Consider the following 26,537-nt stretch of genomic DNA (forward strand, 5'->3'; position numbering starts at 1 on the left):
CTTGGTGTTTTGGAGGGCACTGAAAAACTTACGTTTTTAAATTTGTAGGTTCATTTAAGATAAAAATAGGCGACTTCTTGTTCATCTTGGAACAGGAAGTCGCCTATTTCTTTCGGTTATTTTACTCTTTTTCTTTCAATAACGTGAGTATCCGTTTCAAATTGACGGCGAATATAGTTGTGGCTCCTTGCATTTCCATCCCAAATAGACCCGCAGATGATGCTACATCATACCCGTGTCCGTTCTTTAACTCACTGTTTTTGGCTTCAATTTTATAACGTGAACGCGCCAGTTCTTTAAAATCATCTGTGTTCTGAAAGACTTCCTGTTCTGCGTGTTCCATCGATTTTATGGTCACCGAATAGGTCTTATTTTTAGCACCTTCTTTATAACAACCTTCGCGCAAAGGACATACTTTACATTTTTCTATGTCAAAATAATAGGTTTGACGTTGGTTCTTTCCGACGTTCTTTTTATTCGTACGTGCTGTGCGAATTGCCATATGTCCTGCTTTACACACATACATACCAGCATCTTTATTAAACTCAAATTCTTCTTCTTTCGTACGTCCACCTTGTGTAATCTGCGGATTTAGTTTTGATACAAGTTGAAATTCCTCTGTTTTAGCTAATTGGAGATTGTCTTTCTCTGAATAAGCTGCATCACCGATCACTGTGTCAATTTCTATGCCTGTTGTTTTACTTTTTTCTATTAATTCTTTTAAGTATTTCCCATCACTTTTCTCACCCGTTGTCACGACAGCGGCAGTAATGATGCGTTCATCGCTCATAGCAATATGCGTTTTAAATCCAAAGAAAGAAGAGTCCATTGATTTATGACCAATACGTGCGTCTGGGTCTGCGGAATAGCTAAGTTGTACTTCAAAATCTTCGACCACTTCTTTTAAAACATTTAATTTTTCTTTGACAGCAGGGACACACGCTATTTTTGGTTGTGCTTCCACGATTTCTACGACTTGACGGCAATAATCGAGTTCATCATTTACTTCGTTAGAAGTGGTTTTGGGCGGGAATTTTTCTTTCATTGTTTCATCAAATTGATAGACAGCTTTACGGACGTTTTTTGATTTCTCCTGTAAAAATTCCTTTGGTGATTTTTGATTGTAACGTGCTTTTGTATGTGTGGCATCAACAATAATCGTTTTACTCGAAATGATGTTTTTCTCTAACGCAATCTCAACCGTTTTTCCAATCAACAAATCTAATAAACCCACATCTTGAAGACGGAGTCGGCGAAATTTCGTTAATGAACTTGAATGAATGACATCTTCTTCAGGCGCCATATCTAAAAAGTATTTGAAGGACATATCGTATTTCGAGCGTTCAACCAGATCTTCATCGGATACATCATAAATCGCTTTTAATAATAAATATTTGAACATACGAATAGGAGGCACAGCATTACGACCATTATCGAGACAATATTTAGTTTTCAACTCATCTAAAATAAATGAGAAATCGACAAGTTCATTGATTTGGCGAAGCATATTATTTTTGGGTACGACGATATCATAGATCGCCATAAAAGGGCTAAGTTTCAGCGTTTCTTGGTTTGAAATCATTTTAAATACCACCTACATACATTGATAACCTTAGTATAAAACAAAAAGCAGTGGAAAGTTCGATGCAAACGAGCTTTCCACTGCTTAAATTAAATTTTGGACTTTTTCAGTGCCCTCGGTGTTTTGAGGTGGATTTTTATATATTGATCATTCGGATTATTTAAAATATTCGTTTAACATATTCATCTATATAGATTGAATTAAAGATTCAAGCGAGTTTGCAGCATTGTGGACATTTTCGTCTAGTAAATTTTTTTTGCACTGTAAAACCTAATCTGTATGACTTATACATTCAAACAAAACTTGTTAGCAGCAAGTAATTACTGAATTAAAGTGCCGTACGCCATGACACCACAATTTATCACAGTTCACAATACTACTTACGATGTATCCACACCTAACGAGATTAAATACATGAATAGTAATAGAAACGAAGTATCTTATTACGTCGCTATAGATGATAAAGGATTAATGCTTGGGATTGTGGGGATGGACGAGGTGATGGTAATCGCAAATCTATTGGCGTGGAGGTTTGTTACTCTAAGTCAGGTGGATTACGATCCACTTAGAAAGAAGAAAATGAGGTGCAATACATCGCAAAATTACTGAAAGAGTTTAAATGGGGCATTGAACGGGTAAAACAACAATATGATTGGTCAAAGAAAAATTGTCCACATCGTATTAGAATTGAGGGGCGTTGGAACAGCTTTTTGAAAAGGATAGAAGCAGCGATGAACCCAGAAACGAAAAAGGAACAAAAGGAGAACTTAAATATGACTCTTACAAGCACAGCAAAACAGGATTTAAAGGACCTATTAAAAGAGACGCATAAACGCGGTATTATGAAGGTAGATCACAGTGATCGGGTAAGCAGTATGACAGATAGTGAAGCGTTAGGATTATTGATTTCTGTTGTAAAACGTACTCTTTAAACGACAAATACCAGGTACTCACTATTAATTAGTGAGCCGGGTATTTTTTCATGTAAATAAAAAGACACTCGGTTGTAGTGAACACCAAAAGTTAGACTTTTACCAGAATGGATTTCTCCATTCTGGTTTTTCTTTTATGCTTTGGACAATAAAAAAACTTCAATCATACAATTAAGTCAGGTCTGGTCAACCGACTTCGTGCAAAAGGAGCCTCCCAAAATGGATAATAAAATTTTTGCACATACAACATGGAATTGTAAGTATCACATTCTCTTTGCGCCGAAATACAGAAGACAAGCTATTTATGGACTAATCAAGGAGGGTCTAGGAAGAATTCTACGTCAGTTGTGTGAAAGAAAAGGTGTAGAAATTATTGAAGCAACAGCGTGTACAAATGCTAATGTAAATAGGCGGATTCATATTAACTTGTTTTTTATTTTCCTTCCATATCAATTAAGGAAGGCTTTTATTATGTCCTTAGAAATCCACTGTGCCCAGCAGTGCTATTTTTTATGTAAGTAAGCTATTCTTATAATTGACCAAATAAAAAAGATTGAAGCAATTAGCCGCAATCGAGGTATTTCGTCATATATATAAACATGCTCACCAAAAGAGGTAATAATTAGCCCCAAACTAGCCCCAAAATAAAGATATTTAATGTACTATTGCGCATTGTCGATGAAAAAGCAAAAACCCTAGAGAACCTTAATACAAAAGGCTTTCTAGGGCTTTTTAAACTACTCTTTGCAGAGCAATTTAATTAACGAGAGTAGAACTCTACGATGAATGCTTCGTTGATTTCAGCAGATAGTTCAGAACGTTCTGGAAGACGAGTGAATGTTCCTTCTTTTTTGTCTGCATCAAATGTTAAGTAGTCAGGTACGAAGTTGTTTACTTCGATAGCTTCGCCAACTACAGATAGGTTTTGAGATTTTTCACGAAGAGAAATCGTTTGACCTGGTTTAACGCTGAATGATGGAATATCAACGCGTTTGCCGTCTACTAAAACGTGACCGTGGTTAACTAATTGGCGAGCTCCACGACGAGTGCGAGCTAAACCTAAACGGTAAACTAAGTTGTCAAGGCGAGTTTCAAGAAGAATCATGAAGTTTTCACCGTGAACACCTTTCATTTTACCAGCACGATCAAATACAGAACGGAATTGGCGTTCAGTCATACCATACATATGACGAAGTTTTTGTTTCTCTTGTAATTGTAAACCGTATTCTGATAATTTTTTACGTTGGTTCGGGCCGTGTTGACCTGGCGCGTAAGGGCGTTTTTCGATTTCTTTACCAGTACCGCTTAATGAGATACCAAGACGACGTGATAATTTCCAAGATGGACCTGTATAACGAGACATATTGTTGTCTCCTCCTTCAAATTTGGTTTTTTTGTAAAATAAAAACCAGTAGTACCCGTTCTTATACGCATTTTATTTTCATGTATTTTCGCCTATGCAGCCATTAGGTTACACAATACACCATCTATATTTGAAAGCTGTTCAGAAACAACAATAATAATATAGAGGAATAAAATACAATTATAAGCTCATACCACTGCTGCGTTCATTTTACATAAATCTCATTGTAGCTTTTTATTTTGTATACGTCAATTATAACAGCTGATATTTTTCACTTGAAAGGAATTTCCTATACTAAAACTTGAAGTGGGAAAATAATGAAGACTTTGTTATGAAAAATAGTTGAAAAGGTCCTTTAAATATAGTTTTTTTGTTTAGCTATAGTTAAAGTTGATGTAATGAATGTGAAATGTAAAAATAAAGAAGATTTACATAGTCAAAATGACTCAAAATATGTATAATAAAGTATAAGTTAATAGTAATTGATATGTGACGTTATAAAGAAAAGGTGATTTCATGACAGACCATTTACAAACGCTAAAATATATAAAATCTGATGTATTGAGCCTTTGGGTGAGTTCGAATGAGGAACTGGCTAGTTTTAGTGAATACTTTCTTTTACTTAAGCAGTGTCTAAAGAAGCACTTAAATATTTCAAATGCTATCTTTCTTAGTTATGAGGAGAATCATTTAGCTCCTGTAGAGGAAGCAACGGCTATTACAATAGAAACAAGACAAAAATCAGTCCCATGGCCTATGATAGAACCTAGCTTCTATCAGCAAAAGGTAGTGGGAATTCCAAGTATACTAAATGAAAATGAGTCATATAAGGACATGACTGATATGGTGCTTTTTCAAATAGAGAATAAAGACCCATTTGGAATTTTATTAGTCGAAGCGACAGATTTGTGGACGGATTTTATACATTCTGATGCTGGTGAAAGTTTTGTAGAAATAATTACAAAAACTATTAAAATGATTAATGAAAACTTGGAAGTAAAATTGAATGAAGACCAATACAGAAAACTATACAATATGACTGATTTATTCCATTCGACAATGGATATAGATTTAATTTTAGAAAACGTCTTGAAAAATATAAAAGATAATTTCCCAGAGTTTAATGTGGAGCTTATTTTATCGAATGATCAAGACCGACATACGACAATTGATATTAAGCTTTTTGATTATTTATCTGAAAGACCTGCCACAATTGAAGCCTTTGTATCTGGGGAGCTTACAATTGAATTGGCTAATGATTTGAATTGCAGATTATTAAATGTCCCTATAAAAGGGAGACAGGCGATTTATGGAATTTTACAAGTAAATGCACCGATGACATATATTTTTTCATCAAGTGAAAAAGATTTTGTGTGTATGCTAGCGCAAGCATCTGGAAATGCACTTGAGAATGCGAAGCTTTATCATCAATCACACCGTCTAGTAAGGGACTTACAGCTTATTAACGAAACATCACATCGTCTTAACATGAGGATAGATATTAGTGAAATGTTGTTATTTTTACAAAAACAATTAATGAAATCTTTCCAACCGATGGAAGTTTGCTTTGCTTTTAAAAATAAAAATAAGTTTGAAATAACAGGAGCAAGTACTTCATTTTTTAAAACAGATGAAGGATCCGTTTATGTTAAACATGTAGAGCAGCATTTTGAAAATACTATTGATCCATTATTTATCGCAGATTTTAGTCGATTAGCTTCTAATGATATAGAGTATCGTTCGGTTATGGCAATTCCGATATTGATGGAAGAGACTATTAATGGTTTTAGTATTGTTTTACACAAGGAACCGTATTTCTTCTCATTTGATAGTTTTAAATTAATGCAGTCATTAATTCATCATTCTTCTTTGGCGATTGCCAACTCGATTTTACGCGACCAATTGCAAGAAATGGTAGACCGCGACCATTTAACAAAACTATTCGCGCGTAACTATTTAGACCGCTATGTTGAAAAATCACTTGATAAAGATGACTCTGGTATGTTTCTACTCATTGATATTGATAACTTCAAACGTGTGAATGATACATATGGTCACCAAATAGGAGATCGAGTTCTTGTTCAAATAGCTAAACAATTGAGAAAAACAGTAGGCTCAAAGGGTATATGTGCACGCTGGGGCGGAGAAGAAATGTCCATTTATGTGCCGAATATTGATGAAAACGAAGCTATACAATTGGCTACCGATATTGTAGAGGTTATACCGATGGAGACAGACCCTCAGGTAACAATTTCAGCAGGATTAATCACGTGGAACCAAAAGTATAGACCTGCATTTCAATCTGTGTTTCTACATGCAGATAATGCGTTGTATGAAGCGAAAAATAGTGGAAAAAATCAATTTTGTATGCATGACCATACATTACAAACAAATTCATAAAGTAGTGGAAAATTTATCACTGCCCCATAATTGTTAGGAGCGCCTAACAATCATAGGGCAGTTTTTTTATACAATATGAGTTAAGAGTGTCTCTACAAATTGTTCTAAACCAAATTTGTCTTCTGGAGTAAAACGGTTCTTAATTGGGCTATCAATATCAAGAACACCTATGACAGTGTCGTTTAAGATAAGAGGAATGACGATTTCAGATTGTGAGGCAGCATCACAGGCTATATGCCCAGGAAAGGCATAGACATCCTCAATCATAAGCGTTTCTTTTTTAGCGACAGCAGTTCCGCAAACACCGCGTCCTACAGGAATTCTAACGCAGGCAGGTAAACCTTGGAATGGACCTAATACAAGCTCACCTTCGTGCATGATATAAAAACCAACCCAATTAATATTCGATAAAAATTGATTGAGCAGGGCAGATGCATTGCTTAAGTTGGCAATGCGATTTTTTTCGCCTGTTAACAAGGCGTCTAATTGTTTCGCTAAAGTTTCATATTGAGCAGAAACGGAACCTTCATAATTTATTTGTGAAAACATATAAGCACCTCAGATTAAACTATTTATTTTGTGAATATAACGTTATAATGTTGATGTAAATCTACAACTGAATGAGCATCAGAGCCAAATACATAGGGAAGGTGAATGGACTTGGCATAGTCAATTAGCGAAAATGGTGGGTAGGGTTCTTTGCAAAAAGTTTTACTTAAACCTGCACTATTCAAATCCAGTTCATAACCATATTCCTTCATTTCAGCTAACACTTGTTGGATGCGCACGGTATCGTCAATTGTTTCATTATGCGCTAGTTGAAACTTATGAACAAGTGAAGGATGACCAATGCGCTTTGGTTTGTATTGTCCTAGGTTTGCATGAATAGATTGTAGTACAGTGTTATAATACAAATTATACACATCTTCTACAGAACCAATTTTTTCTGCGAATGCTAAAAAGGTTTCTGGTGAATAATCAATACATACATAGGTGTCCTGCCATTTTAAAAAATGGACTGAAAGAATAGCATCATCTAAAAATTGGCCGTATTGATTTAAAAAAATGGTTGTTTCCTTTTCAAAGCCTGCTATGTAATCGACCTCAAGTCCGATGCGAATATGAATATCTTGCTCGTATTTTTTTTGTAGTTGCTTTAATTCATTGAAATAAGGCATTAAATAGTCAGGATTCATACCGCTATCCTTTTTGGGTGTTGGATCGATGAAACTTTTAGGTAACGGAGCATGCTCAGTAAAAGTAATATCAGTAAAATTTTCAGCTATGGCTTTTTCAATATATTGTGTCAATAAATCAGTTGTGCCATGCGGACAGTAAGGGGTATGTATATGCCCATCTCGTTTCATAAAGTGTACACTCCTTTATTTTGTTCCGATTTATAAGCAAAAATAAATTTTCTTACTTAGTGTCTAAGCATTAGTGCCATCCCTTAGAGGTCGCGTTCGAGTTCCTCGGGTGAAGACTTAAAAGAGTGGGGTACTCCAGAATTTTTTGGAATAAACGGACGCGAATGAAGGTTTCTACTATAACTCTTTCGTTAAAACACTTAAAATCTAGTACAAATGAGAAAACATAGTATATAATAAGTAAAAATAGCCAATTCGTTTATTGTGGAATAGGAGGCTTACGATGGAGTATATCATCATTCCGATTATCCTACTATTAATTTTAGTGGTAACGGGATTTATTATGAGAAGAAAACATACTGCAATAATTGAGCAACTTGAAAATGAAAAATTACAAATACAAAATAATCCAATCAATGAAGAAATTTCGAAAGTGAAATCTTTGAATATGAATGGTGAAACTGAGGAAATGTTTGAGCGTTGGCGTAACAGTTGGGATGAAGTCATTGATGTACATATGACAAAAATCGATTCCTTACTATTTGATGCAGAGGATCAAATTAATCATCTTCGCTTTAAAAAAGCAACGTTAATCGAGCGTGAAATTGAAGATTATATTGTAAAATGTGAGCAAGACAAAAATAATATTTTAGAAGAATTAAATGAATTAATTGGTAGCGAAGAGAAAAATCGTATAGAAATCGAACAATTAAAGGAATATTATCGCTCTGCACGTAAAACATTGCTCGCACACCAACATTCATTTGGCGTAGCATTGCCATCACTTGAGCAAAGGTTAGAAGTATTTGTTCAGAAGTTTGAAGAATTCGATACGCTAACAAAAGACGGAAATTACTTACAAGCACGTGAAATCGTCATTAGCTTAAATAATGAATCACAAGAAACATTCAATTATATCAACGATGTACCGACAATTTTGACCGAGCTACAAGTGAAATTACCTGGTGCTATACAAGAATTACGTAGTGGTCAACGTGAAATGGAAGAACAGTCTTATTATTTACGTCATCTTGAGTTGACAGAGGCACTCGACAAATTAGAAGAGGAATTTATAACATTAAAAGATGAATTAGCACGACTAAATTTAGCAGTTGTTAAGCCACGTGTCAGTGAAATAAACGAAGAAATCGATCATTTCTATGACTTATTAGAAAAAGAAGTAATTGCAAAAAATTATGTCGATCAAAATTGTGAACGACTACATAGTTCGATTACTAACGTCATTAGCTCAACAAGAGTTGTAAGTGATGAAGCGGCATTCGTTCAACAAAGCTATCATTTAAATGAAAAAGACGTAGAAATTCCTAAAGCAGCTTTAAAACAATTGGAGGCATTGGAACGACGATATGAGTTACTTTCAATGCGTGTAGCAGATGAAAAATCAGCTTATTCTAGTTTGCAAGAAGAGTTAGTGACAATTAGTAATGAGCTCGAGCGTATTCATGAGGAACAAGAGCGTTTATCAAATACGATGAAAAACTTACGTATTGATGAAAATATGGCCCGAAATAAAGTAGAAGAGTTAAAAAAAATGTTGCAGGAAACAGATCGCATACTGAACAAGGCAAATATGCCTGGTATTCCAAAAGAAATGGATGCACGTTTAGATGAGGCGGCTGAACATATTTATGTGGTGATACAGAGCTTGCAGGAAGTACCGCTTAATATGGGCGTTGTGCATAGTAATTTAGCTGCTACTGAATTATGTATTGAAGACGTACATGCAAAAGCGCGCGAAATGATTGAGAATGTTATGTTAATTGAACGAATTATTCAATACGGAAATCGACACCGAGCAACAAATCCGAGACTAAATGCGCGACTGAAGGAAGCGGAAGAAGCTTTCCATCAATTCCGATATAAAAAAGCGCTAGAAGACGCAGGAACGGCTGTTGAAGAAATGGAGCCGGGTGCATTAAAACGTATTCAAGCAATGGTTTCAGAAGAACTATTTTCTCGTTAAGGTCATTAAGTCAAGACAGTATACGTAGATGTATAAAAGCGTTATAATGGTATCGAAAAAGAGCAACCACCACACTGTTTTCGTGTTGGTGGTTTTCTTATGAGAAACGAGAAGATCGAAAAATTTACGATAAAAAGTGAGTAGGTTGAACAATGATTTATCTTGATAATAGTGCAACGACGAAGCCTCATAAAGAAGTGATGCAAACATTTTTGACGGTTAATGAGCAGTATTACGCAAATCCTGCTTCGATTCATGCAATGGGTGTAGAATCGAATGAATTATTAATGCGTGCACGCGAGCAATTAGCGGATATTTTGCATACTGATGCAAAAAGTGTGTTATTTACGTCGGGTGGCACAGAATCAAATAATACTGCTATTTTTGGTTTAGCACGTGGCAATACACATAAAGGAAAACATATTTTAACAACGGAAATTGAACATCCATCTGTGTTAGAATCAGTGAAGCAGCTTGAAAAAGAAGGCTTCGAGGTTGAGTATTTACATGTTGGGAATAACGGGGTTATTTCATTAGAAGAATTGCGCGTAAAAGTACGTAAAGATACTGTGCTAGTCAGTATCATGCATGTTAATAACGAAATAGGTGCGATTCAACCTATTTTTGACGCAGCAAAAATTGTGCATGAGAAGAGTCGTGCAGCATTCCATGTAGACGCTGTGCAAAGTTTTGGGAAATTACCGATTACCTTTAATGGTGAAGAAGGTCCAGACTGCATTACGATTTCAGGGCATAAAATTCACGGCTTCAAAGGTTCTGGTGTACTAGCATTCCGCAAACAGATGCAATGGGAGCCATATGCATTTGGTGGTGGTCAAGAATTCGGTTTACGAAGTGGAACAGTCGCTGTACCACAAGCAGTTGCCTTAGCAAAAGCAGCACGTATGGCAATTGAAACAATGGATGTAAATGCGGCAAAGTTTCGTAAGTGGCATGACGAAATTTGTGCTGAGTTAAGAAGCTATGGTGACGAAGTGCATATTTTATCGACAGCTGAAGGTGCAGCACATATTTTATCGTTTAGCGTACGTGATTTAAAAGGTGAAGTGATTATTAATGCCTTACAAAAACGTGGTGTTATTGTATCGACATCCAGTGCTTGTTCATCGAAACAAACGAAAACAAGCCATGTGGTGGAAGCATTACGTATTGAGGAACATTTTAAAAATGGTGTTATTCGTATAAGCTTCGGTGCACATGTTATAGATGAAGAAATTGCACAGTTTAAACTTGTATTAAAAGAAGTACTAATGGAACTAAAAGGAGAGCTTTTACGATGATTTGGAAAGAAATTTTAATTCGATACGGTGAGTTATCGACAAAAGGGCGCAACAAAATGGACTTTATCCGTCGCCTACGTGAAAATATCCGCCATGCTTTTGTTGATTTAGGTCAGTTACACATCCGCACAGAGCGCGATCGTATGTTTATTGCTATTCAAGATGAAGCGCAAATGGATGCATTACTTGCAGGTTTGCCGAAAATTTTTGGGATTCAATCATTCAGTCCAGTAGCAGCTTGTGAAAAAGATATGGATATAATGAAGGATCTTGCGATTACGATAATGGATACATTTAAAGACGAACAATTAACATTTAAAGTCGAAGTAAAACGAACAGATAAAACATTCCCATTAGATTCTCATGCAATTCAGCGTGAAATTGGTGGTCACGTTCTACCGCAATATCAAAACTTATCGGTAAAAGTAAAAAAACCGGATGTAGAACTTCGTGTAGAAGTACGTCATGATGCAACGTATATGATGGCACAAGTAATTCCAGGCGCTGGCGGCATGCCAGTCGGTTCGAATGGTAAATCATTATTGATGTTATCTGGTGGTATTGATAGCCCGGTTGCTGGTTATTTAATGATGAAACGTGGCGTGCGTTTAGAAGCAATTCACTTCTTTAGTCCTCCATATACAAGTCAAAATTCACTTGAAAAAGTAAAAGTGTTAGCAAATGAATTAACAAAATTCGGTGCGAATATTCGTCTGCACGTTATTCCTTTTACAGAAATTCAAGTACTTATTAAAGATAAAGTACCGTCAAATGTTTCAATGACAACGACTCGTCGTATGATGTTAAAAATTGCAGATCAAGTACGCGAAGAAATCGATGCACTTGCAATTGTTACTGGTGAAAGTCTTGGACAAGTAGCAAGTCAAACACTTGAAAGCTTAACTGCCATAAATGCAGTAACGAATACACCAATTTTACGTCCGTTAATTTCAACTGATAAATTAGAAATTATCAATATTGCTGAAAAAATCGGCACATATGAAACATCGATTCAGCCTTTTGAAGACTGCTGTACAATTTTCACACCAGCTAGTCCAAAAACAAAACCAAAGCTTGAAAAAGTAGAGCACTACGAAAGTTTCTCTGACTTCGATGAATTAATCGAACGTGCTGTAAAAAATCGTGAAGTGTACATCTTCCCGAAAAAAGAAAAGCCAGTCGATAAATTCGCAGATCTTCTATAATAATAAAGGAACCGTCTCAAAAGTACTTTTGAGACGGTTCTTTTATTATGAAAGGATGGTTTCCTATACAGTTACATTTTACCTGCATTTATTTTTGTATTAAAAATCTAATAACGCACATTCTATATTCACAAGGAGGTGAGAGACATGACTTCAAACAACAACAGTTCAAACAAGCTTGCAGTACCTGGTGTACAACAAGCACTTGATCAAATGAAATACGAAATTGCACAAGAATTTGGTGTTCAATTAGGAGCTGACGCGTCAGCCCGTGCTAACGGTTCCGTCGGCGGTGAAATCACTAAACGTCTTGTACAAATGGCAGAAGCCCAATTAAAAGGGATGCCAAAACAATAACAAATAAAAACTCACATAATGAGTAATTATTTGGCTGAAAACCAGTGACCTTCAAAGGCACTGGTTTTTAGTTTGCTTAAATATGTTGGTTATTATGAATGGTAAGTTTTTTAAATTGAGCAACAGTATTATGAATATCATTACTTTCACAAATAGCGGAGATGACCGCTACTCCGTCAGAGCCAGCTTCAACTACTGTGCGTGCATTAGCGTTGTCAATGCCACCAATCGCTACAATCGGCAAATCGGGATGTTTTAAACGTACTTGCTGTAAAAAAGCAGTTCCACTTGGCACATTGGCATCATTTTTTGAACGAGTTGCAAAAATCGGTCCTATGCCAACATAATCAGCTTTATATTGTAAAGCTATTTGTAGTTCTGCATCTGTATGTACAGAAATACCGATTAGCATATCGCCAATTTTTTCTCGCACGAGTGAAATGTGCAAATCATCTTGGCCGATATGAATGCCATCCGCTTTTAATTTTAAGGCAAGCTCAACGTCATCATTGACGATAAATGGTACATGATACTGCTGACAAAGTTTTAGACAATCGTGCGCGAAATGTTCATAGGCATGGCCAGTCAACGCATTTGGTCCTTTTTCACGGAACTGAAACATCGTAATACCTGCTTGTAAAGCCTCTTTCAGTATAACTAAAGGTTCGCGTTGCTTCGCATTTTCAGAGCCCATGATGAAATAGAGCTGTAAATTTTCACGCTTCAAGCACAGTCACCTCGGATATTTCCATATTTTTTCGATAGGCAAAATGGTTTGTTGGACCGTGGCCGTTGCCAATGTTTAAATCATGCGTAATCGCCATTTGAATAAATTTTTTTGCTTCGATAATTGCTTGTTCTAATGGCAGTCCTTGAGCAATAAAAGCGGTCAATGCTGCAGAAAATGTACAGCCTGTTCCATGCGTATTTTTAGTGTTTATGCGTTTTGCTTGCATTGAAAATGTCCGACCATTGTTAAAAAATACATAATCGGTAGCATATTTTTCATCAACTAAATGGCCACCTTTAATAACAACACATTGTACACCTAAACGTATCAGTGTTTCTGCGGCATGTTTAATATCAGCAATACTTTCGATTTTTTTTCCTGTTAGCACTTCTGCTTCAGGAATATTCGGTGTAAGGACAGTAGCTAACGGCAATAAATATATTCGTAATGCTTCGATGGCTTCTTGCTGCAATAAGTTTTCGCCGCCTTTTGCGATCATTACTGGATCAACAATCAGAGGGATTTCTAAATCTTTAATCTGACTTGCGATTACCTGAATAATCTTAGATGAAAATAACATACCGGTTTTAATTGCACTAAGTGGGAAATCTTCTAATAGCGCAAGAACTTGCTTTTCAATAAAACTTACTTCTATCGGTAAAACGCCAGATACACCCAATGTATTTTGAGCCGTTAAAGCTGTAATGACGGAAGTACCAAATACATCTAGTTCTTGGAACGTTTTTAAATCTGCTTGAATGCCAGCACCTCCACCACTATCAGAGCCAGCAATTGTAGTAACAATTCGCATTATTTTTCACCTTCCTGTGAAAGACGATGTAATTCATTAAGTACAGTTATCTGAAAATCACCAATATATTTTGTGGACATCTTGGCATTTTCAGCGATTTTTTTGTAGGTCATCAACGTATCTGCTAACTGAGTGAAGGGGTCATTTCCGACAACCAAGGCAGCGCCACAAATTGCACTTAGTAGGCAACCGGTACCTGTAATTTCTGTCATTTGGTGATGACCTCCAGCAATCCACTGTGATTGTACACCATCAGTTATGAAATCTTTTTCACCTGTGACAATGACAATACAATTGTATTGTTGGGCAATTTTTTTTGCTTCATCGGTAATTGCTATTGAACCATTACCGCTATCGACACCCTTTTGTTGCCACCTTACATTTGCGATAGCAGCAAGTTCACCAACGTTGCATCGGATAAGATTAAATTTCACTTGTGCTAAGAGATGTTGTACCGTTTTTTTTCGGAAAGCTGTCGCGCCAGCACCTACTGGATCTAAAATAACGGGAATACCCATTGTATTTGCTTTTTTCCCAGCAAGTAGCATCGATTCTTTTGTCCGTTCATTTAGCGTACCGATATTGATTAATAAGGCAGACGCAATCGATACCATTTCTTCAACTTCATGTAATTCATCTGCCATGACTGGAGAAGCACCGATTGCCAGTAAGCCATTTGCTTGAAAATTTGCTACAACATAATTCGTGATACTATGAACGAGAGGCTGTTTTTTTCGAATGGCTTGTAAAATCATCGCACTGTCTCCGGAACCCAATTTTCCTTTGTCCAAGCCATTTCCCAAAATTGTAATTCGTAATAACAGCTATTTTTAAAATGACTCTTTAAGATCGCTAATTTTTCAGGAGAAGCTGCAGCAGCATAAGCGTTCATCATTGAAATTTGTGTTTGAATTGTAGCCTGGAAATCCTCATTACTGTACATTGCAATCCAATCTTCGTATAGCTTAACACCAGGTTTAGCGTCCTTGTAATACAAGCCTATTTCTAAATAAAGCCAAGGACAAGGCATCATAGCTGCAAATGCTTCTGCCACGTCCCCATTATGCACGGCACTATACATATGGTTAATATAATTAATGGCACCTGGTGCAGGTTCACTCTGTTCAATTTCCTCTGGCGTTACGTTTAGTTCTAAGAAAACAGAATGATGCAATTCGAGTTCAGCTTCCGTAATAAATTTTGCCATATCTGTGTAGTAAGCAAATTCTTCGGGTGTTTCACATTTAGCAGCCGCAAATGCTAAGACCTTTGCGTAATGCTTTAAATAAAACGCATCTTGTATCATATAGTATTTAAATTTATCGATAGATAATGTACCGTCTGCAATCCCTTTTACAAAGGGATGCTGAAAGCTTCCTTCCCAATAGATATCCGTTTCTTTTCTTAATTCATCACAAAATGTCATATAAAGTCCTCCTTGGTTGGTGGACGTAAGTATGCAAAAAGCTCTTCTCGTGCGTGAAATACACATAAAAAGAGCTTCTTCATCAAGAAAATGATGTGCTGCTCCCTACGTCAGTATTAACTAACAGGTTCAAAGGGTCAGGTTTTAACCTTCTCAACTCAAGATGAGTCCCCCCGCAATCAAAATATTTAGTTGGAAGTTAGAATGAAAAAAGCTCCCCTACAAATGAGGAGAGCGTATGTACAAAAAAAGCATAAGTGCAATTGTACATTGCTCCCTACGTTAGTGTTAACTAACAGGTTCAAAGGGTCAGGTTTTAACCTTCTCAACTCAAGATGAGTTCCCCTGCAAATAATTGATTTGACCAAATGTACCATACTTTACCTGTAGGAACAAGGACAATTTTGTTTTGCTTTAAAAGCGATGACCGATGCCATATGTAAGAGCATGATAATTGTCATGACTTTTAAAATAAGAGAGTCTTTTATTGAAAACTATAAAAATCAAGTTTTATAATGAGCGTAACAAAGGGGGCAATACTGATGAGAAGACAAGATTTAATCGCACCAGAATGCTATAACATTGTAGAGGAATTTGAAAAACATGCACAGGATTTCAATAAAAACGCACTAATAGTTTATGATGAAAACGGAGGAATTGAGTACATAACCTATGTAAGTTTACTAGAAAAAGCAAATCAAGCAGCGCATGTGTTAACGGCGCAGGGATTAACAAAAGGGGATGTTATTCTCATCATGGTACCTAGATCCATAGAGGCTTATGTTGCGTACATAGCAGCTTTAAAAGTAGGTTTAGCAATTATTCCAAGCTCAGAAATGTTACGTGCAAAGGATATTGATTATCGCATTACACATGCTAATGCAAAGGCTGTTATTGCCTATGAACCGTATATTGAACAATTTGACGATGTTGAAAATTTAGCAGGTTTACAACAATTTGTTATTGGACAAGCACATGCACCATGGCAGTCATTACTTGAAAAAATGGAACAACAGCCTATAACCTATACAAATACTGAACCTACCAAAAGTACAGATATCGCATTTCTTGCATACACAAGTGGCACAACAGGCAATCCAAAGGCAGCAATTCATACACATAGTTGGGGTTATGCGCATTTACGTACGACAGCACCGAATTGGTTAGGTGTCCGAGAAAATGACATTGTATGGGCAACTGCGGCTCCGGGCTGGCAAAAATGGATTTGGACCCCGTTCCTTGCAACGTTGGGGAGCGGTGCAACAGCTTTTGTATACAAGGGTAAATTTGATGCGGCAACGTATTTAACATTAATCGGAAAATTCAACATCGATGTACTTTGCTGTACGCCAACAGAATATCGTTTCATGGCTGCGCTCGAGAATTTACGTGATTTTCATTTAACGGATGTTCGCCAAGCTGTTTCTGCAGGAGAGCCGCTAAACAGTGAAGTGGTTAAGGTTTTTTCAACTACATTTGACTTGCAAGTGCGTGATGGCTATGGACAAACAGAAAACACGCTACTTGTTGGGACAATGGTTGGTATGGAGGCACGTATTGGTTCAATGGGTAAACCAACCCCGGGAAATACTGTAGAGATCATTGATGATTTGGGTAATCCACTTTCCGAAGGCGTTGTTGGCGATATTGCCGTACACAAAGAGACACCTGCGCTATTTAAGAAATATTTCAAGGACCCAGAGCGTACAAATCTGCAATTCCGAGGAGATTGGTATATTACTGGGGACCGTGCTTATAAAGATAAAGAAGGCTATTTTTGGTTTGAAGGACGAGGCGATGATGTGATTATTTCCTCAGGTTACACGATTGGTCCATTTGAAGTCGAGGATGCGTTATTAAAGCATGTTGCTGTTAAGGAAACGGCCGTTGTGGCAAGTCCAGATGAGGTGCGAGGCAATATTGTGAAGGCTTTTGTTGTTTTACGAGAAGGTATTACAGGAGATGAGTCACTTATCCAACAACTACAAAATCATGTTAAGACATTAACAGCACCATATAAGTATCCTCGAGCAATTGAATTTGTAGAGGCGTTGCCAAAGACAGCTTCCGGCAAAATTCGCCGTGTAGAGCTACGACAACAAGAGCAAATTCAATAGTATTATTAGTTATTTCCTGGGGAATAATGTCGGAAATCAAAGTTCAAGTAAATTTTATGAACTTTGATTTTTTTATGTGTTAAAATTGTTGTTTATGGAACAATGAATTAGAGATAATTCTTGCATAATCTTGAATAAAAATGAAACGTTTTATAGATTGAGACGTATAACGTTTTAAGGAGGCGGAAAAGAATGAATGCAAAAAGGTGGGGAGCCTTAGTTGTTGCGGGTGTATTACTAGTGTTTTCACTAGGAATAAATACGGTATTTGCGTTTTTAAAAGCTGATTTCTTCGGTAATTTTGACAGCGTAATGGAGGGCAATAATTTAGATGTTTATGAAACTGTAGTAGAAAGTGGCAATTTTGATAAACGAATTGCACATTTGACATTGGATGGTACGATTCAAGATGTTGGTTCCGGTACGGTATGGCAGCAGGTTGCCTATGATCATCAGTTTTTCTTAGGGCAATTAGAAAATATTTTAAATGATGAAACGGTGCAGGCAGTTATATTAAGTGTGAATACACCAGGTGGTGGCGTAACAGAGTCTGCTGAAATTTATAAAAAGCTACTACAAATTAAAGAAGAACGACAAATTCCAATTTACGTATCGATGGGTTCTATGGCGGCCTCAGGAGGTTATTATATTGCAGCACCAGCAGATAAAATCTTCGCAAATCGCGATACGATAACAGGTTCAATCGGTGTCATTATGCAATCCATTAACTATCAAGCGCTTGCTGAAAAAGTTGGTGTCAAATTTGAGACGTTTAAATCAGGTGAGCATAAAGATATGCTAAGCCCGATGCGTGATGTCACAGAAGAAGAACGAGCGATGATGCAAGATATGATTAATGAATCATATGAAGAGTTTGTTGATATTATTGAAAAGGGCCGTAATATGTCGGAAGTAGACGTGAAAAAAGTAGCGGATGGCCGAGTTCTTGGTGGTACAAAAGCCCTTGAGGCAGGCTTAATCGACGAAATTGGCGATGAAGAAGCGACAATTGCTGCATTACGTGCTGATTATGACTTAGAGGACGCAGAGCTATTTGAATACACATCTGATATGGGCGGCTGGCAGTCGTATCTAGGTGTGAAAATTGGATCATTCATTGGACCTTCAACAGAAGAAAAAATGCTGATGAAAATTATGTCAGATTATAGCGCGCCGAAAATGATGTACTTATACGGCGAATACTAAGGAGGGCGTATCATGACTAATAATGAATTCGTTGTGCAAGGGCCACTTCCTAGTGAAGCAATATTAGCGAGCTATATTCCAACAATGCCGACAAAAGAAAAACATTATACATTAAAAACAGCGGGATTTTGGGTGCGCTTTTGGGCATTTTTGATTGACTCACTTGTTATATCAGCGGTTATTGGTATTTGTATTAATCCAATATTTTATATAATGGATTGGTCGTTAGCGGAATCGATTTGGTATGCGCCCATCTCTATCATTTCTGCAGTCATTTACTACGCATATTTCGTGTTAATGACAAAGTTTTTAGGGCAAACATTAGGGAAAATGGCTTTTGGATTACGTGTTGTATCATTGAAACATGAAACGTTATCGTGGTCTGATGTTTTATTCCGTGAATGGATTGGCCGTTTTATTAGCAATATTATTATGCTACTTTATGTCTTTGTAGCCATTTTACCAAACAATCAAGGCTTACATGATTACTTTGCGGACACAACAGTTGTCCATGAGAAAATCTATGTAGAAAAAGAAATTGAGCATCCAGCACCAACAGTAAAAGAAACAGTGATAGAGCCTGGAGTGCAAGAAGAACCAACAAAAGAATAGTGAATGAAAACCTCTAATATGCTGTTAGAGGTTTTCATATGTATATTCGAGCTGTCTGAGTTGCATTTAATTCCCTACATTTAGTAGTATTATGTACATATGATGAAATAGGAGGCGTTGACATGGTACAAGTTACTTTCAAAAATGGCCCAGTAACACTAATAGGAAACGAAGTTAAGGTTGGAGACCAAGCACCAAATTTCACAGTTTTAGATAATGGACTAGCACCGGTTACTTTAAAAGATTCAGAGGGTAAAATTCGTTTGTTTAGTGTTGTCCCATCATTAGATACAGGCGTATGTGATGCCCAAACACGTAAATTCAATGAAGCTGCAGCTGAATTAGGGGATAATGTTGTAATTTACACAGTATCAGTTGACCTACCATTTGCTCAAAAACGTTGGTGCGGCGCTGCGGGTATTGACGCAGTACAAACTGTTTCTGATCACCGTGACCTTTCATTTGGTGAAGCGTACGGAGTATACATTCAAGAATTACGTTTACTTACACGTGCCGTATTCGTAGTGGATGCAACTGGTAAAGTAACTTACGTTGAGTATGTACCAGAAGCAACAGATCATCCAAACTACGAAGCAGCAATTGCTGCTGTAAAAGCACTAGCATAATTTGATTCTTTTAGGCTAAGATAGTACCAGACAACGGGGGCTGTGACAAAGATGTTTGTCACGGCTCCTTTCTGCGTGAAAGGAAGTTTTGTATGGAAAAGATTGAAAAGTTATTTGGCATGATGAATGCTCATGCTGAGAAAATAGAAAAAGAGCAAGAGGCTACGTTTTTAGAGGGTATTTTAGATGCACTTGAGGCGTGGTTAAACGGTGAGGTAGATTTCACAGTTGAAGGGGCAACAAAGGAAGATATACGTAAAGCAGTACAAATTGCTATTTTAAAAGGGATGCGTAAAGGTTCGCAGCCAAATCATCAAATGACGCCCGATACACTTGGCTTACTTGTTGGTTACTTTGTGGAGCAATTTTTCGAGGAACGTCTAGCGAAAGAGAAAATTTCGATAATGGACCCAGCCGTTGGAACAGGGAATTTATTATTAACAGTGATGAATTTACTCGATGGCAAGGTAGAGGCAACTGGTGTAGAAGTGGATGAATTGCTTATTCGTTTAGCAGCAGCGACAGCGGATTTAACAGAGCAACCTGTATCGTTATATCGACAAGATGCTTTGCAAGATTTACTAGCTAATCCAGCAGATGCAGTAGTATGTGATTTACCAGTTGGCTATTATCCTAATGACGAAGTGGCACTTGATTATGAACTATGCGCAGCAGAAGGCATGAGCTATGCACATCACTTATTTATAGAGCAATCGGTGAATTATACAAAAGATGGAGGCTACTTATTTTTCTTGGCACCAACGCATTTGTTTGAATCAGAGCAATCAAAACAACTTCATAAATACATTAAAAAGAATGCATGGATTCAAGCGATTATTCAGTTGCCAGACACAATGTTTGCCAATAAAGCACATGAAAAGAGTATTGTTATTTTACAAAAGCAAGGTGAAGCATTTAAGGCACCAAAAGAAGTACTTCTAGCAAAAGTACCGAATATGCAAAATAAACAAGCACTTGCCATGTTCTTTGAAAAAGTACAAATGTGGAAAGAATCGAAATAATAAAAAGAAAAATGCTAAAGATCCGGGTTACCCCAACAAGTGACCTCGAGGGGATGGATTTTAGCCTAGACAATAATAAAAAAGGTATCCAAGAAAATTGGATACCTTTTTATGTACGGAGAAATTATTGTTCTGGCGTACGGATAACAAGTACGTCACATTTTGCAGAACGTACGATTGCTTCAGAAACAGAACCGATAAGGAAACGTTCTACTGCGTTAAGACCTGTAGCACCACAGATGATTAGATCTGCATCTACAATAGCAGAAAGCTCTTTTGTGATGATATTTTTCGGAGAACCGTATTCAATCACAAGATTTACATTTGTTAAGCCTTCTTCTTCTGCTTGTTTTTTGTAACCGTTTAATAATTCTTCAGAGAATGCTTGTGCACGCTCAGCGATTGAACGGTCATATGCCTCGATTGCAGCGAAAGAACGAGTGTCGATAACGTTTACTAAGTTAAGAACTGCACCTTCGTTACGTTTTGCCACATCGATTGATTTACGGAAAGCGTATTCAGCTTCTTTTGAACCGTCAACTGCAACTACAATACTTTTATAATGATTAGCCATTTGTATTACCTCCCTATCTTTATATTCTGATTATACCAAATGATTGCCTAAAGGAAATACTTTCATAGATAAAAATTGTGAAAAAATGAAAGTATTCACTGTGAAATGCTTTATATCTCGTTAATAATCAATAGATTTTGTAGATGAAAACCTTTATAAAATTTGATTGGGAGCGCTTTAATTAAAGCATTTTCACAATTTATTTGGTAATATGGAAGGGCAAGGGATGTTTAAGAAATTATTTATATTTCATATGTAGTGAAAGGGGTAGAAATTTATGAAAATTGGGATTCCTAAAGAGATTAAAAATAATGAAAATCGAGTAGCAATGACACCAGCGGGTGTTGTGACGCTAACAAAATCAGGCCATGAGGTATTTATTGAGTCTGGAGCTGGTATCGGTTCTAGCTTTTCTGATGCAGATTACGTAGCAGCTGGTGCACATATTGTGACGACAGCAAAAGAAGCATGGTCACAAGAGTTAATATTAAAAGTGAAAGAACCTGTTTCATCAGAATATGATTATTTTTATGAAGGACAAATATTATTTACATATTTGCACCTAGCACCAGAACGGGAGTTAACGCAAGCTCTTTTAGATAGAAAAGTAGTAGGTATCGCCTATGAAACTGTGCAATTAGCAAATGGCTCATTACCGTTATTAACACCAATGAGTGAAGTTGCTGGTAAAATGGCAACACAAGTGGGTGCGCAGTTTTTAGAGAAAACTAACGGTGGAAAAGGTATTTTACTAGGAGGGGTGTCAGGTGTACCTCGTGGTAAAGTAACGATTATTGGTGGTGGTATTGCAGGAACAAATGCCATCAAAACGGCTGTCGGTATGGGAGCAGACGTAACAGTCATTGATTTAAGCCCTGAACGCCTTCGCCAATTAGAAGATGTATTTGGACGAGAAGTACAAACATTAATGTCTAACCCTTATAACATCGCAGAGTCTGTGAAAAATTCGGATTTAGTTATTGGTGCTGTGTTAATTCCGGGTGCTAAGGCTCCTAAGCTTGTGACGGAAGAAATGATTCAATCGATGCAGCCTGGTTCAGTAGTCGTTGATATTGCGATTGACCAAGGTGGTATTTTTGCAACGTCTGATCGTGTGACGACACATGACAATCCAACGTATGAAAAGTATGGGGTTGTACATTATGCAGTGGCTAATATGCCGGGTGCGGTACCTCGTACGTCTACAATAGCATTAACAAATAATACGATTCCTTATGCACTGCAAATTGCAAATAAGGGCTTTATGCAAGCATGTATTGAAAATGCGGCATTGAGAAAAGGTGTTAATACGTTAGACGGACATGTAGTTTACAAAGCTGTTGCTGATGCACAAGGTATAAACTATACGTATGTTGATGATTTAATGACATTGAAATAATGAAAAAGGAAGCGCCATTTTTAAATGGACGCTTCCTTTATTAATTTAAAGCACTGTCAATGTTTTTGGGAACTTCGTTAGTACTTCTACGCCGTCTTTTGTAACAACGACATCATCCTCTATACGAACGCCTGTCACATCTGATTTATATATACCTGGTTCGATCGTGAAGACCATGCCTGCCTCCATTGTCATGTTATTTGTACCTGTGACAGATGGGAACTCATGAACAGAAATGCCAAGGCCATGACCGAGACGGTGTGTGAAGTATTCGCCGTAGCCAGCGTCGGTAATGACATCACGTGCAATTTTGTCTAAGTCCATTGCACGAACGCCAGGTTTAACTGCTGCAATTGCATTTGTGTTGGCAGCAAGAACGGCATTGTAAATATCTTTTTGTGCTTCAGAAGGTTCGCCGAATGCAACTGTCCGTGTAATATCTGAGCAGTAGCCGTCGTAAATCACACCTAGGTCGAATAACACCATATCGCCTTTTTGAATTTTACGAGTCCCTGGTATACCGTGTGGGGAAGCAGTTTTAGGACCACTTAAAACCATTGTTTCAAATGACATTTTGCAACCTTTTTCCTGAATAGCATTTTCAATTGCTGTTAGGATTTCTATTTCTGTTTTACCTTCAGCAATTTCTTTACAGCCAACTTCAATTGCATAATCTGCAAGCTCGGCAGCTTTACGTAATTTATTTAACTCTGTTTCGTCTTTAATAACACGCATTGCATTAATTTTTTCATCAAGTCGTACATAGCTTGCTTGTGGGAATAATTGTTGAAGTGATTCTAAGCGTTCTACGATTAAGTGTGCTTTTTCAATAGCGAAAATTGCTGGATCAACTCCACGCGCTTTAATGGCGTCAGCAAGTACAACCATAGAATCTTCTGTATCTTGGTGACCAATAACTTCATATGACCAACCAGCAGCTTTTGCATCAGGTATCTCCATCTGAGGGCAAATTAAGAAAGGCTCAGCTTCTTTAAAGATCATAACGCCTAGCAATCTTTCGTGAGGGTCGCTTTTAAAACCCGAAATGTAAAAGACATTGTCTGGTGTCGTTACAAAAGCAGCATCAATATTGTTTTCTAGTAAATAACTTTTAATTTCTTCATACTTTGACATAATGTATATCCTCCCGTGCAACAACGGATTTTTTTTAACTCATATAGTAGCATATCAAAAAAAGGGAAATACCGCATTTGTGGAGAATTAAGCAAGGGTAGAAAGCATAATGTTAGGAGGAATTATTGATGGAAATTAGTTATCACGGACATTCAGTTGTAAAGATTCAAACAAATGGTACAACAATTTTAATCGATCCCTTCATTAATGGAAATGGGTTAACGGACTTAAAAGTTGAGGAGGAAGCACCAGATATTATTTTGTTAACACACGGACATAATGATCATGTGGGTGATACGGTTGAGCTTGCAAAGAAAAAGGATGCCCTCGTTATCGCACCACATGAGCTGGCCAACTGGATTTCATGGCAGGGTGTGAGAGCACACCCGATGCATATTGGTGGAGCGAGGGAGTTTGATTTTGGAAAGGTGAAGTTTACTCAAGCCTTCCATGGATCTTCTTATACGACGGATAACAATGAAATCATTTATATGGGCATGCCTGCTGGAATTTTGCTTTTTATTGAAGGGAAAACGATCTATCATGCTGGAGATACGGCATTATTTAGCGATATGAAATTAATCGGTGAGCGCCATCCAATCGATGTAGCTTTCGTACCGATTGGCGATAATTTCACAATGGGACCAGAGGATGCAGCGTGTGCAGTGGCTTTCCTCAAGCCGAAGATTGTTGTACCGATTCATTACAATACGTTCCCACCAATCGAGCAGGATCCACAAGTTTTTGCAGATTTAGTGGAAAATACAGATGTGCAAATTTTGAAAATCGGTGAAAAAGTAAACTGTTACTAACAAATTTACAAGCTGTACTATATAGTTTAACATCATGTTAATAGTTGAAATGGTGGGCAAAGATGTGATATTTCATCTCTTTATACTCAATGCTTTCGTGAAAAATATGGTACACTAAGAGTAGAATTGATTGATTGAGAAATAGGTGATATTTTGTCTACTAAACATGAAAAAATCTTACAATATATTGAATCCTTACCGGTGGGCGATAAAATTTCTGTGCGCCAAATCGCAAAAGAAATGCAAGTAAGTGAAGGAACAGCTTACCGTGCCATTAAAGAAGCGGAAAACCGTCGTTTAGTTAGCTCGATTGAACGTGTAGGAACGATACGTATTGAGAAGAAAAAGAAAGAAAACATTGAAAAATTAACATTTGCTGAAATTGTCAATATCATAGATGGACAAGTACTTGGTGGGAAGTCAGGTCTCCACAAAACGTTAACGAAATTTGTTATTGGTGCCATGCAGTTAGAAGATATGATGCGTTATACAGATGCAGGTAGCTTGTTAATTGTTGGTAACCGAATGAAAGCGCATGAAAATGCGTTGCGTGCTGGAGCTGCAGTACTCATCACAGGTGGTTTTGATACGACAGAGGATAATAAGCAGCTCGCAGATTCACTCGATATGCCAATTATTTCAACGAGCTATGATACATTTACAGTGGCGACGATGATTAACCGAGCGATTTATGATCAACTGATTAAGAAAGATATTTTATTTATCGAAGATATCTTTATTCCTATGACTGAAACTTCTGTGCTTCGAAACGACGAAACAATTCAACATTTCCATAAGTTAAACGAACGTACAACGCATGGGGCATTCCCAGTTGTAACGGCGAATAACAAATTAGTGGGAATGGTGACAGTAAAAGACGTTATCGGTAAAGAAGAAGATGAGCCTATTGAAAAGGTGATGACGAAAAATCCAATTGCTGGATCAATGAAGATGAGTGTTGCCTCAGCGGGACATCGTATGATTTGGGAGGGCATTGATTTATTGCCAGTCGTGGATGATGATAATATCTTACAAGGTGTAATTAGCCGTCAAGATGTCTTAAAGGCTTTGCAACTGGCACAACGTCAGCCGCATCAGGGTGAGACCATCGATGATTTGGTGAAGAATGAGATGAAGGTGCTTGGCGATGAGAATTTAATCGTTGAGTTTAAAGTAACCCCGCAAATGACGAATCAATATGGCGCGATTTCTTATGGTGCCTTTACAACATTACTAGCAGAGGTAGGTTCATTTGCATTAAAACGTCGTAAACGCGGTGATGCGATTGCAGAGAATATGACAATTTACTTTATTAAGCCAGTGCAAATGGAAAGTATTCTTACGGTTAAACCTCGTATACTAGATATGAGTCGTAAGTTCGTAAAAATGGACTTCGAGGTCTTTAGTAATCAAACACTTGTTGGTAAAGCGATGATGACGTTCCAACTATTGGAACGCTAAATAAAGCATTCATTGACGAAGGGGTGACCTAGACGCTAGGTCACCCCTTTAACATAAATCAGTAGAAATCCCGACTTTCATTCGAAATCTGAAAGCATTATTTGTCAGTGTGAGCA

At 37.2% G+C, this 26,537-nt stretch carries 24 protein-coding genes, 1 pseudogene and 2 riboswitches; of the genes and pseudogenes, 15 read left to right on the forward strand and 10 right to left on the reverse strand.

The window, feature by feature from the left end:
• Positions 1 to 121: 121 nt before the first annotated feature.
• Positions 122 to 1,582, reverse strand: coding sequence for an IS1182 family transposase (locus AEA09_RS03010; RefSeq protein ID WP_053581933.1), 1,461 nt, complete (start codon positions 1,580 to 1,582; stop codon positions 122 to 124).
• Positions 1,583 to 2,166: 584 nt separating this feature from the next.
• Between AEA09_RS03010 and AEA09_RS20200 the strand changes: the two genes are divergently transcribed.
• Together AEA09_RS20200 and AEA09_RS03020 are read left to right on the forward strand one after the other, a co-directional pair.
• On the forward strand, positions 2,167 to 2,514 hold the full coding sequence (locus tag AEA09_RS20200) for a hypothetical protein (protein WP_245622769.1): 348 nt from the start codon (positions 2,167 to 2,169) through the stop codon (positions 2,512 to 2,514).
• Positions 2,515 to 2,733: 219 nt separating this feature from the next.
• A pseudogene (locus tag AEA09_RS03020) lies at positions 2,734 to 2,904 on the forward strand (transposase); the annotation flags it as partial.
• A 370-nt stretch (positions 2,905 to 3,274) separates the two neighbouring features.
• On the opposite strand, the gene rpsD reads toward AEA09_RS03020, so the two are convergent.
• Entirely contained in the window at positions 3,275 to 3,877 is a 603-nt protein-coding gene (rpsD, locus tag AEA09_RS03025; RefSeq protein ID WP_053582436.1) for a 30S ribosomal protein S4, read from the reverse strand.
• Positions 3,878 to 4,393: 516 nt separating this feature from the next.
• Here rpsD and AEA09_RS03030 point away from each other — a divergent pair.
• Positions 4,394 to 6,277 carry a sensor domain-containing diguanylate cyclase gene (locus AEA09_RS03030; RefSeq protein ID WP_053582437.1) on the forward strand — a complete coding sequence of 628 codons (1,884 nt, stop codon included), beginning with the start codon at positions 4,394 to 4,396 and terminating at the stop codon, positions 6,275 to 6,277.
• Positions 6,278 to 6,343: 66 nt separating this feature from the next.
• Here AEA09_RS03030 and AEA09_RS03035 read toward each other — a convergent pair whose 3' ends face one another.
• Together AEA09_RS03035 and hisJ are read right to left on the reverse strand one after the other, a co-directional pair.
• Positions 6,344 to 6,826 carry a GAF domain-containing protein gene (locus AEA09_RS03035; protein WP_053582438.1) on the reverse strand — a complete coding sequence of 161 codons (483 nt, stop codon included), beginning with the start codon at positions 6,824 to 6,826 and terminating at the stop codon, positions 6,344 to 6,346.
• A 23-nt stretch (positions 6,827 to 6,849) separates the two neighbouring features.
• Positions 6,850 to 7,644 (reverse strand): histidinol-phosphatase HisJ, encoded by a 795-nt coding sequence (gene hisJ / locus AEA09_RS03040; RefSeq protein WP_053582439.1) that lies wholly within the window; start codon positions 7,642 to 7,644, stop codon positions 6,850 to 6,852.
• A gap of 283 nt (positions 7,645 to 7,927) precedes the next feature.
• Between hisJ and ezrA the strand changes: the two genes are divergently transcribed.
• From ezrA to AEA09_RS03060, 4 genes are all read left to right on the forward strand, one after another.
• Positions 7,928 to 9,628, forward strand: a complete 1,701-nt coding sequence (gene ezrA, locus AEA09_RS03045; RefSeq protein ID WP_053582440.1) for a septation ring formation regulator EzrA — start codon at positions 7,928 to 7,930, stop codon at positions 9,626 to 9,628.
• Positions 9,629 to 9,780: 152 nt separating this feature from the next.
• A complete protein-coding gene (locus tag AEA09_RS03050) occupies positions 9,781 to 10,929 on the forward strand; it encodes a cysteine desulfurase family protein (protein ID WP_053582441.1) in 1,149 nt (382 codons plus the stop codon).
• Positions 10,926 to 12,134, forward strand: a complete 1,209-nt coding sequence (thiI, locus tag AEA09_RS03055; RefSeq protein ID WP_053582442.1) for a tRNA uracil 4-sulfurtransferase ThiI — start codon at positions 10,926 to 10,928, stop codon at positions 12,132 to 12,134. The genes AEA09_RS03050 and thiI overlap by 4 nt, the downstream gene beginning before the upstream one ends.
• Positions 12,135 to 12,281: 147 nt before the next feature.
• Positions 12,282 to 12,491, forward strand: a complete 210-nt coding sequence (locus AEA09_RS03060; RefSeq protein ID WP_053582443.1) for an alpha/beta-type small acid-soluble spore protein — start codon at positions 12,282 to 12,284, stop codon at positions 12,489 to 12,491.
• A 76-nt stretch (positions 12,492 to 12,567) separates the two neighbouring features.
• On the opposite strand, the gene thiE is transcribed toward AEA09_RS03060, so the two are convergent.
• The 4 genes from thiE to tenA are packed head-to-tail and all read right to left on the reverse strand — an operon-like array spanning position 12,568 to position 15,458.
• Positions 12,568 to 13,218: a thiamine phosphate synthase gene (gene thiE / locus AEA09_RS03065; RefSeq protein ID WP_082332540.1), complete on the reverse strand. Its 651-nt coding sequence runs from the start codon at positions 13,216 to 13,218 to the stop codon at positions 12,568 to 12,570.
• Positions 13,208 to 14,032, reverse strand: a complete 825-nt coding sequence (gene thiD, locus AEA09_RS03070) for a bifunctional hydroxymethylpyrimidine kinase/phosphomethylpyrimidine kinase (RefSeq protein WP_053582444.1) — start codon at positions 14,030 to 14,032, stop codon at positions 13,208 to 13,210. The genes thiE and thiD overlap by 11 nt, the downstream gene beginning before the upstream one ends.
• Positions 14,032 to 14,787 carry a hydroxyethylthiazole kinase gene (thiM, locus tag AEA09_RS03075; protein WP_053582445.1) on the reverse strand — a complete coding sequence of 252 codons (756 nt, stop codon included), beginning with the start codon at positions 14,785 to 14,787 and terminating at the stop codon, positions 14,032 to 14,034. Before thiM ends, thiD begins: the two co-directional genes overlap by 1 nt.
• Positions 14,784 to 15,458: a thiaminase II gene (gene tenA / locus AEA09_RS03080; RefSeq protein WP_053582446.1), complete on the reverse strand. Its 675-nt coding sequence runs from the start codon at positions 15,456 to 15,458 to the stop codon at positions 14,784 to 14,786. The genes thiM and tenA overlap by 4 nt, the downstream gene beginning before the upstream one ends.
• An 85-nt stretch (positions 15,459 to 15,543) precedes the next feature.
• Positions 15,544 to 15,643, reverse strand: a riboswitch (TPP riboswitch).
• 72 nt (positions 15,644 to 15,715) lie between these two features.
• A riboswitch (TPP riboswitch) is annotated at positions 15,716 to 15,815 on the reverse strand.
• A 185-nt stretch (positions 15,816 to 16,000) separates the two neighbouring features.
• Here tenA and mbcS point away from each other — a divergent pair.
• The 5 genes from mbcS to AEA09_RS03105 all read left to right on the forward strand — a co-directional run bounded on the left by mbcS (position 16,001) and on the right by AEA09_RS03105 (position 21,041).
• Complete coding sequence (gene mbcS / locus AEA09_RS03085; RefSeq protein ID WP_053582447.1) at positions 16,001 to 17,575, forward strand: acyl-CoA synthetase MbcS; 1,575 nt, start codon at positions 16,001 to 16,003, stop codon at positions 17,573 to 17,575.
• Positions 17,576 to 17,767: 192 nt separating this feature from the next.
• Complete coding sequence (sppA, locus tag AEA09_RS03090; RefSeq protein ID WP_053582448.1) at positions 17,768 to 18,781, forward strand: signal peptide peptidase SppA; 1,014 nt, start codon at positions 17,768 to 17,770, stop codon at positions 18,779 to 18,781.
• Between the two features lie 12 nt (positions 18,782 to 18,793).
• Positions 18,794 to 19,393 carry an RDD family protein gene (locus AEA09_RS03095; protein WP_082332541.1) on the forward strand — a complete coding sequence of 200 codons (600 nt, stop codon included), beginning with the start codon at positions 18,794 to 18,796 and terminating at the stop codon, positions 19,391 to 19,393.
• Between the two features lie 122 nt (positions 19,394 to 19,515).
• Positions 19,516 to 20,019: a thiol peroxidase gene (gene tpx, locus AEA09_RS03100; protein WP_053582449.1), complete on the forward strand. Its 504-nt coding sequence runs from the start codon at positions 19,516 to 19,518 to the stop codon at positions 20,017 to 20,019.
• 92 nt (positions 20,020 to 20,111) lie between these two features.
• Positions 20,112 to 21,041 (forward strand): class I SAM-dependent methyltransferase, encoded by a 930-nt coding sequence (locus AEA09_RS03105; protein WP_053582450.1) that lies wholly within the window; start codon positions 20,112 to 20,114, stop codon positions 21,039 to 21,041.
• Between the two features lie 124 nt (positions 21,042 to 21,165).
• On the opposite strand, the gene AEA09_RS03110 is transcribed toward AEA09_RS03105, so the two are convergent.
• Positions 21,166 to 21,615, reverse strand: coding sequence for a universal stress protein (locus tag AEA09_RS03110; RefSeq protein WP_053582451.1), 450 nt, complete (start codon positions 21,613 to 21,615; stop codon positions 21,166 to 21,168).
• A gap of 277 nt (positions 21,616 to 21,892) precedes the next feature.
• Between AEA09_RS03110 and ald the strand changes: the two genes are divergently transcribed.
• Positions 21,893 to 23,014, forward strand: a complete 1,122-nt coding sequence (gene ald, locus AEA09_RS03115) for an alanine dehydrogenase (RefSeq protein WP_053582452.1) — start codon at positions 21,893 to 21,895, stop codon at positions 23,012 to 23,014.
• Between the two features lie 45 nt (positions 23,015 to 23,059).
• Here the strand turns inward: ald and AEA09_RS03120 are convergent, their stop codons facing one another.
• Positions 23,060 to 24,148: a M24 family metallopeptidase gene (locus tag AEA09_RS03120; RefSeq protein ID WP_053582453.1), complete on the reverse strand. Its 1,089-nt coding sequence runs from the start codon at positions 24,146 to 24,148 to the stop codon at positions 23,060 to 23,062.
• Between the two features lie 128 nt (positions 24,149 to 24,276).
• On the opposite strand from AEA09_RS03120, the gene AEA09_RS03125 reads away from it, so the two are divergent.
• Together AEA09_RS03125 and AEA09_RS03130 are read left to right on the forward strand one after the other, a co-directional pair.
• Positions 24,277 to 24,960, forward strand: a complete 684-nt coding sequence (locus AEA09_RS03125) for a metal-dependent hydrolase (protein ID WP_053582454.1) — start codon at positions 24,277 to 24,279, stop codon at positions 24,958 to 24,960.
• A 153-nt stretch (positions 24,961 to 25,113) separates the two neighbouring features.
• A complete protein-coding gene (locus AEA09_RS03130; protein ID WP_053582455.1) occupies positions 25,114 to 26,421 on the forward strand; it encodes a DRTGG domain-containing protein in 1,308 nt (435 codons plus the stop codon).
• Positions 26,422 to 26,537: the final 116 nt, after the last annotated feature.

Origin of the sequence: Lysinibacillus contaminans (genome assembly GCF_001278945.1) — a bacterium.
Lineage (GTDB): Bacteria > Bacillota > Bacilli > Bacillales_A > Planococcaceae > Lysinibacillus > Lysinibacillus contaminans.